This window comes from Castellaniella sp. S9 (genome assembly GCF_027257175.1).
Lineage (GTDB): Bacteria > Pseudomonadota > Gammaproteobacteria > Burkholderiales > Burkholderiaceae_B > Castellaniella.
Genome location: NZ_JAPFGD010000014.1, coordinates 1 through 12,301, shown reverse-complemented (window position 1 = coordinate 12,301; position 12,301 = coordinate 1). Strand labels below are relative to the sequence as shown.

At 64.8% G+C, this 12,301-nt stretch carries 9 protein-coding genes and 1 tRNA gene; all 10 read right to left on the bottom strand.

The features are described 5' to 3' along the window. Positions 1 to 9: 9 nt before the first annotated feature. Complete coding sequence (rpoC, locus tag OOZ48_RS17910) at positions 10 to 4,275, bottom strand: DNA-directed RNA polymerase subunit beta' (protein WP_269500184.1); 4,266 nt, start codon at positions 4,273 to 4,275, stop codon at positions 10 to 12. Beyond that, entirely contained in the window at positions 4,275 to 8,384 is a 4,110-nt protein-coding gene (gene rpoB, locus OOZ48_RS17905; RefSeq protein ID WP_269500183.1) for a DNA-directed RNA polymerase subunit beta, read from the bottom strand. Before rpoB ends, rpoC begins: the two co-directional genes overlap by 1 nt. A gap of 161 nt (positions 8,385 to 8,545) precedes the next feature. Next, positions 8,546 to 8,929: a 50S ribosomal protein L7/L12 gene (gene rplL, locus OOZ48_RS17900; protein ID WP_269500182.1), complete on the bottom strand. Its 384-nt coding sequence runs from the start codon at positions 8,927 to 8,929 to the stop codon at positions 8,546 to 8,548. Between the two features lie 75 nt (positions 8,930 to 9,004). After that, complete coding sequence (rplJ, locus tag OOZ48_RS17895; RefSeq protein ID WP_269500181.1) at positions 9,005 to 9,529, bottom strand: 50S ribosomal protein L10; 525 nt, start codon at positions 9,527 to 9,529, stop codon at positions 9,005 to 9,007. 226 nt (positions 9,530 to 9,755) lie between these two features. Further along, positions 9,756 to 10,451: a 50S ribosomal protein L1 gene (rplA, locus tag OOZ48_RS17890; protein ID WP_269500180.1), complete on the bottom strand. Its 696-nt coding sequence runs from the start codon at positions 10,449 to 10,451 to the stop codon at positions 9,756 to 9,758. Between the two features lie 2 nt (positions 10,452 to 10,453). After that, positions 10,454 to 10,888, bottom strand: coding sequence for a 50S ribosomal protein L11 (gene rplK / locus OOZ48_RS17885; protein WP_269500179.1), 435 nt, complete (start codon positions 10,886 to 10,888; stop codon positions 10,454 to 10,456). 139 nt (positions 10,889 to 11,027) lie between these two features. Beyond that, positions 11,028 to 11,561 carry a transcription termination/antitermination protein NusG gene (gene nusG, locus OOZ48_RS17880; protein WP_269500178.1) on the bottom strand — a complete coding sequence of 178 codons (534 nt, stop codon included), beginning with the start codon at positions 11,559 to 11,561 and terminating at the stop codon, positions 11,028 to 11,030. Between the two features lie 8 nt (positions 11,562 to 11,569). Next, positions 11,570 to 11,950 (bottom strand): preprotein translocase subunit SecE, encoded by a 381-nt coding sequence (gene secE / locus OOZ48_RS17875; protein WP_269500177.1) that lies wholly within the window; start codon positions 11,948 to 11,950, stop codon positions 11,570 to 11,572. 43 nt (positions 11,951 to 11,993) lie between these two features. Then, positions 11,994 to 12,069 (bottom strand) — tRNA-Trp (locus OOZ48_RS17870). Between the two features lie 86 nt (positions 12,070 to 12,155). Next, a complete protein-coding gene (locus OOZ48_RS17865) occupies positions 12,156 to 12,293 on the bottom strand; it encodes a hypothetical protein (RefSeq protein WP_442867613.1) in 138 nt (45 codons plus the stop codon). Positions 12,294 to 12,301: the final 8 nt, after the last annotated feature.

The window sequence follows — 12,301 nt, the reverse complement described above, 5'->3', positions numbered from 1 at the left end:
GGCGCCGGTTCACTCCGCAGCAGGATCCTGGGTGCCGGCAGAGGGATCCTCGCCGTCGTCCTGGTCCTCGACATGGCCCACATGGGCCATTTCGGCGGGATCCTCGAAGGGATTGGCCAGGGCGCGCGCGGCCTGGCGCTCGGCGGCCTCGAAGATCTCCTTGTCATGGCGGGCGATGTGGTAGGACATGCCCGTGCCGGCCGGGATCAGACGGCCGACGATGACGTTTTCCTTCAGGCCGCGCAGATCGTCGCGCTTGCCCATGATGGCCGCTTCGGTCAGCACTCGGGTGGTTTCCTGGAAGGACGCCGCCGAGATGAACGAGTCGGTCGACAGCGAGGCCTTGGTGATCCCCAGCAGCACGTTGTCGTACGTGGCCGGCAGCTTGCCTTCGGCTTCCATGCGGTCGTTCTCGTTCAGCAGCTCGGAGCGTTCGACCTGCTCGCCGGTGATGAAGCTGGTGTCGCCGGCATTGACGATGTTGACCCGACGCAGCATCTGCCGGACGATGACCTCGATGTGCTTGTCGTTGATCTTCACGCCCTGCAGCCGGTAGACGTCCTGGACCTCGTTGACCACATAGGAGGCCAGCCGCTCGATGCCCTGCAGGCGCAGGATGTCGTGCGGATCGGCCGGGCCGTCGACGATCAGTTCACCCTTGTTGACCACCTGGCCGTCGTGCACCAGCACCTGCTTTTCCTTGGAGATCAGGAATTCGTGGCTGACGCCGTCCATGTCGGTGATCACCAGGCGCTGCTTGCCCTTGGTGTCCTTGCCGAACGAGACCGTGCCGGTGACGTCGGCCAGCATGCCGGCGTCCTTGGGCGCACGCGCCTCGAAAAGCTCGGCCACGCGCGGCAGACCGCCGGTGATGTCGCGGGTCTTTTGCGATTCCTGCGGGATGCGCGCCAGGACCTCGCCCACGCCGACCTGCTGGCCGTCGCGCACGGTGATCAGCGCGCCCACCGGGAACGAGATCGCCACCGGATGGTCGGTGCCGGCGACCTTGATTTCCTGCCCCGCATCGTCCATCAGGCGGATCTGCGGACGCTGCATGGTCTTGCCGGTGCTGCGGGTCTTGGGCGTGATGACGACCAGCGTCGACAGCCCGGTGATCTCGTCGAGCTGGCGCGCCACGGTGACGCCTTCCTCGATGTTCTCGAAGCGCAGCGTACCGGAGTATTCCGAGACGATCGGCCGGGTGAGCGGATCCCAGCTGGCGAGCTTCTGGCCCGCCTTGACGGCGTCCCCGTCGCCCACGGCGATGGTCGCGCCGTAGGGCACCTTGTGGCGTTCGCGCTCGCGGCGATTGTCGTCATAGATGACGATTTCGCCCGAACGGGACACCGCCACGCGGTCGCCGCGCGCGTTGGTCAGATAACGCAGGCCGATGGCGAAGCCCACCGTGCCGGCGGACTTGGTCTCGATCGAGCTGGCCATGGCCGAACGCGAGGCGGCGCCGCCGATGTGGAAGGTCCGCATGGTGAGCTGGGTGCCCGGCTCGCCGATGGACTGGGCGGCGATCACGCCGATCGCCTCGCCCTTGTTGACCAGCGAGCCGCGGCCCAGGTCGCGGCCGTAGCAATGCGCGCACAGGCCGTGGCGCGTCTCGCAGGTGAGCGGCGTGCGGATCTTGACCTCGTCGACGCCGACCTCGTCGATGAGCTCGACCAGATTCTCATCCAGCAGCGTGCCGGCGGCGACGACTGTTTCCTGCGTGTCGGGATTGACGACGTCGATGGCGGTCACGCGGCCGAGGATCCGGTCGCGCAGCGGCTCGATGACTTCGCCGCCTTCGACCAGGGCCTTCATCACATAACCGTGCGTGGTGCCGCAATCGTCCTCGGTGATCACCAGGTCCTGCGTCACGTCCACCAGACGGCGGGTCAGGTAGCCCGAGTTCGCGGTCTTCAGCGCGGTGTCGGCCAGGCCCTTGCGCGCCCCGTGCGTCGAGATGAAGTACTGCAGCACGTTCAGGCCTTCACGGAAGTTCGCCGTGATGGGCGTCTCGATGATGGAGCCGTCGGGCTTGGCCATCAGGCCGCGCATGCCGGCGAGCTGGCGGATCTGGGCCGCGGAGCCCCGGGCGCCGGAATCGGCCATCATGTAGATGGAATTGAACGATTCCTGGCGCACTTCATTGCCGTGCCGGTCGACGACCGGCTCGGTCGCGAGCTGCTCCATCATGGCCTTGCCGACGCGGTCGCCGGCCTTGCCCCAGATGTCCACCACGTTGTTGTAGCGCTCCTGCGCGGTCACCAGGCCCGAGGAGTACTGCTTGTCGATTTCCTTGACCTCCTTGCTGGCCTGGGCCAGGATTTCGCCCTTGACCGTCGGCACGACCATGTCGCCCATGGCGATGGACACGCCGCCGCGCGTGGCCAGGCGGAAGCCCGACTGCATCAGCTTGTCGGCAAAGATCACCGTGGCGCGCAAGCCGCAACGACGGTAGGACAGGTTGATGAGCCGCGAGATTTCCTTTTTCTTCAGCGCCTTGTTCAGCGACGAGAAGGACAGGCCGTGCGGCAGGATTTCCGAGAGCAGGGCCCGGCCGACGGTGGTCTGGAACCGATGCAGCTCGGGCTGCCACTCGCCGTTCTCGTCCTTGACGAACTCGGGCAGGCGCACGGTGATGCGCGTCTGCAGCTCGACCTCGTGGTTGTCATAGGCGCGCTGCACCTCGGCCAGGTCGGCGAGGAACATGCCCTCGCCCTTGCCGTTGATGCGCTCGCGCGTGGCGTAGTACAGGCCCAGCACGATGTCCTGCGACGGCACGATGGCCGGCTCGCCGTTGGCGGGGAACAGCACGTTGTTGGAGGCCAGCATCAGCGTGCGGGCCTCGAGCTGCGCCTCGAGCGACAACGGCACGTGGACGGCCATCTGGTCGCCGTCGAAGTCGGCGTTGAACGCCGCGCAGACCAGCGGGTGCAGCTGGATGGCCTTGCCCTCGATTAGCTGGGGCTCGAAGGCCTGGATGCCCAGGCGGTGCAGGGTTGGGGCGCGGTTGAGCATGACGGGATGCTCGCGGATCACGTCCTCGAGGATGTCCCAGACGACGGGCTCCTGGCTCTCGACGAGCTTCTTGGCCGCCTTGATGGTCGTGGCCAGGCCCATCATCTCGAGGCGGTTGAAGATGAAGGGTTTGAACAGCTCGAGCGCCATGAGCTTGGGCAGGCCGCATTGATGCAGGCGCAGCTGCGGACCCACCACGATGACCGAACGGCCCGAGTAGTCGACGCGCTTGCCCAGCAGGTTCTGGCGGAAGCGGCCGCTCTTGCCCTTGATCATGTCGGCCAGGGACTTGAGCTGGCGCTTGTTGGCGCCGGTCATGGCCTTGCCGCGACGGCCGTTGTCCAGCAGCGAATCCACGGCTTCTTGCAGCATGCGCTTTTCGTTGCGCAGGATGATGTCCGGGGCCTTCAGCTCCAGCAGGCGCTTGAGCCGGTTGTTGCGGTTGATGACCCGGCGATACAGGTCGTTGAGGTCCGAGGTCGCGAAACGGCCGCCGTCCAGCGGCACCAGCGGACGCAGGTCGGGCGGCAGGACCGGCAGGACCTCCATGATCATCCAGTCGGGCTTGATGCTCGATTTCTGGAAACCCTCGAGGACCTTCAGGCGCTTGGAGATTTTCTTGATCTTGGCGTCCGAGCCGGTGGCCTTGAGTTCGGCGCGGAGCTTTTCGACCTCGGCGTCGAGGTCGATGGTGCGCAGCAGCTCGCGCACGGCCTCCGCGCCCATCAGGGCGTGGAAGTCGTCGCCGTATTCCTCGGTCTTGGACAGGTAGTCGTCATCGGACATGATCTGGCCGCGCTTGAGCGGCGTCATGCCGGGCTCGATCACGCACCAGGCCTCGAAATACAGCACGCGCTCGATGTCGCGCAGCGTCATGTCCAGCACCATGCCCAGACGCGACGGCAGGGACTTCAGGAACCAGATGTGCGCGACCGGGCTGGCCAGCTCGATGTGGCCCATGCGTTCGCGGCGCACCTTGGCCACGGTGACCTCGACGCCGCACTTTTCGCAGATCACGCCGCGGTGCTTGAGGCGCTTGTACTTGCCGCACAGGCACTCGTAGTCCTTGATCGGGCCAAAGATCTTGGCGCAGAACAGGCCGTCGCGCTCGGGCTTGAACGTCCGGTAGTTGATGGTCTCGGGCTTGCGCACCTCGCCGAAGGACCACGAACGGATCTTTTCGGGCGAGGCGATGCCGATGCGGATCGCGTCGAATTGCTCGTCTTGCGAGACTTGCTTGAAGAGATCGAGTAGCGCTTTCATTATTTACGCTCCAGATCCATGTCCAGGGACAGGGATCGAATTTCCTTGACCAGCACGTTGAAGGATTCGGGCATGCCCGCATCGATCACGTGATCGCCCTTGACGATGTTCTCGTAGACCTTGGTACGGCCGGAGATGTCGTCGGACTTCACCGTCAGCATTTCCTGCAGGGTGTAGGCGGCGCCGTAGGCCTCGAGCGCCCAGACTTCCATTTCCCCGAAGCGCTGGCCGCCGAACTGCGCCTTGCCGCCCAGCGGCTGCTGAGTGACCAGCGAGTACGGGCCGGTCGAGCGCGCGTGCATCTTGTCGTCCACCAGGTGGTGAAGCTTCAGGAAGTGCATGTAGCCCACGGTCACCGGACGCTCGAACTGCTCGCCGGTGCGGCCGTCGGTCAGCCAGGCCTGGGTGCGGCCGCTGGTGAGCCGAAGGTCCTCGGCGATCTCGTCGGGATAGGCAATCTCGAGCATGCGGGTGATGTCCTCCTCGGTCGCGCCGTCGAACACCGGCGTGGCCAGCGGCACCCCGTTGCGCAAGTTGCGTGCCAGGTCGAGGATTTCGTCGTCGGACAGGCCATCGAGCCGGACCGTCGCGCCGCAGGCGTTGTAGACCGCGTCCAGCTGGCTGCGCAAGGCCTTGACCTGCACGCCGCGCTCGTCGTCGAGCATGCCGGCGATGCGATGGCCCAGACCCTTGGCCGCCCAGCCGAGGTGAACCTCCAGCACCTGGCCGATGTTCATCCGCGAGGGCACGCCCAGCGGATTGAGCACGATGTCGACGGGGGTGCCGTCGGCCATGTGCGGCATGTCCTCGACCGGGGTGATGCGCGAGACCACGCCCTTGTTGCCGTGGCGGCCGGCCATCTTGTCGCCCGGTTGCAAGCGGCGCTTGACGGCCAGGTAGACCTTGATCATCTTGAGCACGCCCGGGGGCAGTTCGTCGCCCTGGGTGAGCTTCTTGCGCTTTTCCTCGAAGGCCAGGTCGAACTGGTGGCGCTTTTGTTCGAGGGCTTCCTTGACCTGTTCGAGCGCGACCGCGCCGTCCTCGTCGGCCAGGCGGATGTCGAACCACTGCCAGCGGTCCAGGCTGTCCAGGTACTCGGCCGCGAGCTCGGTGCCCTTGGCGAGCTTGCGCGGACCGCCGTTGACCGGCTTGCCCAGCAGGGTCTTGCGCACGCGGTCGAAAGCGTCGTTCTCGACGATGCGCAGCTGGTCGTTCAGGTCCTGGCGATAGCGGCGCAATTCATCGTCGATGATGGACTGGGCGCGCTTGTCGCGCTCGATGCCCTCGCGGGTGAAGACCTGCACGTCGATGACGGTGCCGACCATGCCGGACGGCACGCGCAGCGAGGTGTCCTTCACGTCGGAGGCCTTTTCGCCGAAGATCGCGCGCAGCAGCTTTTCCTCGGGCGTGAGCTGGGTCTCGCCCTTGGGCGTGACCTTGCCCACCAGCACGTCGTCGGCGCGGACCTCGGCGCCGATGTGCACGATGCCCGAGTCATCCAGGCGGTTGAGCTGGATTTCGGCCAGGTTGCTGATGTCGCGGGTGATTTCCTCGGGCCCGAGCTTGGTGTCGCGGGCGACGACGGTGAGCTCCTCGATGTGGATCGAGGTATAGCGGTCGTCGGCCACCACGCGCTCGGAGATCAGCACCGAGTCCTCGAAGTTGTAGCCGTTCCAGGGCATGAAGGCGATCAGCATGTTCTGGCCCAGGGCGAGTTCGCCCAGGTCGCTGGATGCGCCGTCGGCCAGCACGTCGCCGCGCGCCACCATGTCGCCGCGCGCCACGATGGGCCGCTGGTTGATGTTGGTGTTCTGGTTCGAGCGGGTGTACTTTTTCAGGTTGTAGATGTCGACGCCGACTTCGCCTGCGACGTTTTCATCGTCGTTGACGCGGATCACGATACGCTCGGCGTCGACGTGGTCGACGACGCCGCCGCGCAGCGCCTGCACCGTGGTGCCCGAGTCGACCGCGACGGTGCGCTCGATCCCGGTGCCGACCAGCGGCTTTTCGGGACGCAGGCAAGGTACGGCCTGGCGCTGCATGTTGGCGCCCATGAGGGCGCGGTTCGCGTCGTCATGCTCCAGGAAGGGAATCAGCGAGGCCGCGACCGAGACGATCTGCGACGGCGCCACGTCCATGTAGTGCACGTTGCCCGGCGCCGTCAGCATGGTTTCGCCGGCCTCGCGGCAGGCCACCAGCTCGTCGACGAAACGGCCCTCGTCATCCAGGTGGGCGTTGGCCTGCGCAATGACGAACTTGCTCTCCTCGATGGCCGACAGATAGTCGATCTGGTCGCTGACGCGCCCGTCGATGATCTTGCGGTACGGCGTCTCGAGGAAGCCGTATTCGTTCAGGCGTGCATACAGGGCCAGCGAGTTGATCAGGCCGATGTTCGGACCTTCGGGCGTCTCGATGGGGCAGACGCGGCCGTAGTGGGTCGGGTGCACGTCGCGCACCTCGAAGCCCGCGCGCTCGCGCGTCAGGCCGCCAGGGCCCAGGGCCGAGACCCGCCGCTTGTGCGTGATCTCGGACAGCGGGTTGGTCTGGTCCATGAACTGCGAGAGCTGGCTGGATCCGAAGAACTCCTTGATGGCCGCGGAAATCGGCTTGGAGTTGATCAGATCGTGCGGCATCAGGTTTTCCGTCTCGGCCTGGCCCAGACGTTCCTTGACAGCGCGCTCGACGCGCACCAGGCCGGCGCGGAACTGGTTCTCGGCCAGCTCGCCCACGCAGCGCACCCGGCGGTTGCCCAGATGGTCGATGTCGTCGATCTGGCCGCGCCCGTTGCGCAGCTCGACCAGGACCTTGATGGTGTCCAGGATGTCGTCGTTGGTGAGCGTCAGCGGCCCGGTGCCTTCCTCGCGGCCCAGGCGGCTGTTGACCTTCATCCGGCCCACGCGCGACAGGTCGTAGGTTTCCTCGCTGTAGAACAGGCGCTGGAACAAGGCCTCGACCGCCTCTTCGGTGGGCGGCTCGCCGGGACGCATCATGCGGTAGATCGCCACGCGCGCCGCGGTCTGGTCGGCGGTCTCGTCAGTGCGCAGCGTCGTCGAGATGTAGGCGCCCTCATTCAGCTCGTTGATGTAGAGCGTCTCGATGTCGCGGATGCCGGCCGTGCGCAGGTCGGCGAGGATCGTCTCGGTGATCTCGTCATTGGCGTTGGCCAGGACCTCGCCGGTGTCGGGATTGATGACGTTCTTGGCCAGCACGCGGCCCAGCAGGAAGTCCTCGGGCACCGAGATGTGGCTGACCTTGGCGGCCGTCAGGTCGCGCAGGTGCTTGGCATTGATGCGCTTGTCCTTCTCGACGATGACCTCGCCCTTCTTGTCGGTGATGTCGAAGCGGGCGATCTCGCCCTTCCAGCGCTCGGGCACGAACTCGAGCATGCCGCCTTCGTTGTGCAGGGCGATATGGTCGAAGCTGGAGAAATACGCGAGGATGGCCTCGGCCGTCATGCCGATCGATTTCAGCAGGATGGTGACCGGCATCTTGCGGCGGCGGTCGATCCGGAAGAACAGGATGTCCTTGGGATCGAACTCGAAATCCAGCCACGAGCCGCGGTAGGGAATCACGCGCGCCGAGAACAGCAGCTTGCCCGAGCTGTGGGTCTTGCCCCGGTCGTGCTCGAAGAACACGCCCGGCGAGCGGTGCAGCTGGGACACGATGACGCGTTCCGTGCCGTTGATCACGAACGAGCCGGTGTCGGTCATGAGCGGGATCTCGCCCATGTAGACTTCCTGCTCCTTGACTTCCTTGACGGTGGGTTTGCTGACCTCGCGGTCCATCAGCACCAGGCGCACCTTGGCGCGCAGCGGCGAGGCGTAGGTCAGGCCGCGCATCTGGCATTCCTTGACGTCGAACACCGGCGTGCCCAGCACGTAGCTGACGAATTCCAAGCGCGCCATCTGGTTGTGGCTGACGATCGGAAATATCGAATTGAAGGCCGCCTGCAAGCCTTCGTCCTTGCGCTTGGCAGGTGGCGTGTCCGCCTGAAGGAAGGTTTTGAAAGACTGCAGCTGAGTCGCCAGCAGAAAAGGAACGTCCTGGACGTCCTCACGCTTGGCGAAACTCTTGCGTATGCGCTTCTTTTCGGTGTACGAATAAGGCATGAGCACTCCGACTCGAGGGTTGCTTAGGCCGTCAACCACGGCCATGGTTTACGACTCCAGAGAACCCGGCTCGGCCCGCATGGGGGTGTCGAACACAGGTTTTCTGGAAACGCAAAAGCCCGGGAAGGCCTTGGCGCTTCCCGGGCAGGGTGAACCAGGTCTTATTTGAGTTCGACCTTGGCACCCGCGTCTTCGAGCTTCTTCTTGGCGTCTTCGGCGGCAGCCTTGTCGACACCTTCCTTGACGGGCTTGGGCGCGCCGTCGACCAGGTCCTTGGCTTCCTTGAGGCCCAGGCCGGTGATTTCGCGCACGGCCTTGATGACGCTGACCTTGTTGGCGCCGACTTCCGCCAGCACGACGGTGAACTCGGTCTGCTCTTCGGCAGCGGCGGCAGCGCCGCCGGCGGCCGGAGCGGCAGCCACGGCAACCGCGGCGGCAGCGGCGGACACGCCGAACTTGTCTTCCATTTCCTTGATCAGCTCGGACAGTTCGAGCACGCTCATCGCGGCAATCGCGTCGAGGATTTCAGCTTTGCTTAATGCCATTTTAAGAACTCCAGATAGGTATATGAGCCAGGTTTGGTTGTCGTTCGTAACGATGAACGGCCCACGGGGGATGCCTCAGGCGGCTTCCTTTTGGTCGCGGACGGCCGCCAGGCCGCGCACGAACTTCGTGGGCACTTCGTTGAGCGTACGCACAAACTGAGCAATGGGCGCCTGCATGGTGCCCATGAGCTTGGACAGCAACTCCTCGCGCGAGGGCATCGTGGCCAGGGCCTTGACGCCGTCTTGGTCCAAGAGGCTGTTGGGCAGAGCCCCGCTCTTGATGACCAGCTTGTCGTTGGACTTTGCGAAATCGGCCAGAAGCTTGGCGGCCCCGACCGGGTCTTGGCTGATCCCGTAGATCAGCGGTCCGGTCAGTTGTGCCGAGATCCCCTCGAAGGGGGTTCCAGCCAGGGCGCGGCGCACCAGCGTGTTCTTCAACACGCGCAGGTACACGCCCGATTCTCGCGCGGTCTTGCGCAATACGGTTACGGAGGCGACGTCCAGACCACGGTACTCGGCGATGATGATCGATTGGGCCTTGGCGACTTCAGCCGCGACTTCCTCGATGACCACCGCCTTTTCTTGGCGATTGAGACTCATGGTTGAACACTCCATCTAACGACGCTCGGGAGGTTCCCTCGCGTCAACCGAATGCGGCGCACCTGGTCGAGTTCATAAAGAATTCTTCCTGGGCGCCGTCTACGCTGGATCCGGCAAACGGCCCGGGATTAAGCCCGGCCCCGATGCTGCGGGCCTGGGCTCCAGCGGTCTTTGACAGCGGCGCCCGGCTTGCGCCGGGCGCAGCCCAAAGTTCCTTGTGCCGGCCTCAAGCGGCCAGCGAGGCCACCTCGATGCGCGCACCGCCGCCCATCGTGGACGAGACGGCGACCTTGCGCAGGTAGATGCCCTTGGCCGCGGCGGGACGCGCCTTGTTCAGCGCTTCGATCAGCGCGGCCAGATTGGTTTGCAGCTGCTCGACCTCGAAGGACGCGCGGCCGATGGTGGCGTGAATGATCCCCGCCTTGTCGGTCCGGTATTGCACCTGGCCGGCCTTGGCGTTCTTGACGGCGGTCGCCACGTCCGGAGTGACCGTGCCGACCTTGGGGTTCGGCATCAGGCCGCGGGGGCCCAGCACCTGACCCAGGGCGCCGACGACACGCATGGTGTCGGGCGAAGCGATCACGACGTCGAAATCGATGTTGCCGGCCTTGATGCTGTCAGCCAGATCCTCGAGGCCGACGATGTCGGCCCCGGCGGCACGGGCCGCGTCGGCCTTTTCGCCCTGGGCGAACACGGCCACGCGCACGGACTTGCCGGTGCCGGCGGGCAGCACGACCGAACCGCGCACGAGCTGGTCGGACTTGCGGGGGTCGATGCCCAGTTGCACGGCCACGTCGATGGATTCATCGAACTTGGCCGTGGCGGTGTCCTTGACCAGGCTCAGGGCCTCGGCCACGGAATAGAACTTGGCGCGATCGATCTTGGCGGCAATGGCCGCCGCACGCTTGCTCAGCTTGGCCATGATTACACCACTCCTTCGACGTCGATACCCATGCTGCGCGCGCTACCGGCAATGGTGCGCACCGCGGCGTCCAGATCCGCAGCCGTCAGGTCGGGCTGCTTGGTCTTGGCGATTTCCTCGGCCTGGGCACGCGTGAGCGAGCCGACCTTGGCGGAATTCGGACGAGCCGAACCCTTTTGCAGGCTGACGGCCTTCTTGATCAGGATGGTCGCCGGCGGAGTCTTCATGATGAAGGTGAAGCTCTTGTCGGCAAACGCGGTGATCACGACCGGAATCGGCAGCCCGGGCTCCATGCCTTGGGTCTTGGCATTGAAGGCCTTGCAGAATTCCATGATGTTCAACCCGCGCTGGCCCAGCGCGGGGCCGATCGGGGGTGAGGGGTTGGCTTTACCAGCTGGCACTTGCAGCTTGATGAAGCCGACGATTTTCTTCGCCATGCGATGCTCCTGTCGGGTACGAACGCCTGTCGCTGGATGCGGCAGGCTCCCCGGTGGTTAATAAATGCCACCACGCTGCGCCTTCGGTTTGCGTCCACGAGGGGACGCTTTACCGTAGGGCGGCCTGGCGGTAAAACGATCAGACCTTCTCGACCTGACTGAAATCCAGCTCGACCGGCGTGGCGCGACCGAAAATGGTCACCGACACCCGGATCTTGCTCTTTTCGTAGTTGACTTCCTCGACGTTGCCGTTGAAGTCGGCAAATGGGCCTTCCTTGACGCGCACCATCTCGCCCACCTCGAAGAGGACCTTGGGCCGCGGTTTCTCGACGCCCTCTTCCATCTGGGAGAGGATTTTCTCGACCTCGCGCTCGGAGATCGGCGCCGGCCGGTTGCCCGAGCCACCCAGGAAGCCGGTGACGCGGTTGGTGTTCTTGACCAGATGCCAGGTCTCGTCCGTCAGGTCCATCTCGACGAGGACGTAGCCGGGAAAGATCCGGCGCTCGGAAATGGACTTGCGGCCGTCCTTGATCTCGACGACTTCCTCGGAGGGCACCAGGATGCGGCCGAAAGACGTCTGCAGGCCGGCGCGCTCGATGCGCTCGGCCAGCGCCTTATGGACGCTTTTCTCCATGCCCGAATAGACATGGACGACATACCAGCGCTTGCTCATTCGGTTCCTTAATTCCAGCCCAGCAACAGACCATAGATGATCCAGCTCAGCAGTTTGTCGGCAACCCACAGCAACACGCCCATCGCCACCACGAAGGCAAACACGATCCCGGTCATCTGGGTGGTTTCCTTGCGGGTGGGCCAGACCACGCGACGAGTCTCGTTGTAGGACTCGCGCGCATACCCGATGGTGCGCCGGCCGGTTTCGCTGAACCAGGCGATCACGGCGGCCAGGATCAGGCCCCCGATGAACGCGCCCACGCGCACGACCATGGGCTGGGTATCGAATACCGAATATGCGACGATGCCCGCAGCGACTACAAGCACGGCCAGGCCGAGCTTGATGCGATCGGCGGCGCGGCTGACTGTTTCTACGTTCTGGTGCGACATAATCCGGATGATGGCGCCGCGGCATGCGCGGCGATGTGATCTGTGGCAGGGGCAGAAGGAATCGAACCCTCAACCTTCGGTTTTGGAGACCGACGCTCTGCCAATTGAGCTATACCCCTAAAACCCCGAAAAACGGTGGTGCGGTCACGCACCCCCGTTTTCTTGAGAACATGGCGGGCGGACAGCCCACCATTGTACATCAAAATTACTTGATGATTTTGGCGACGACGCCGGCGCCCACGGTGCGGCCACCCTCGCGGATGGCAAAGCGCAAGCCCTCCTCCATGGCGATCGGCGCAATCAGGCTCACCTTCATCGACACGTTGTCGCCCGGCAGCACCATCTCCTTGT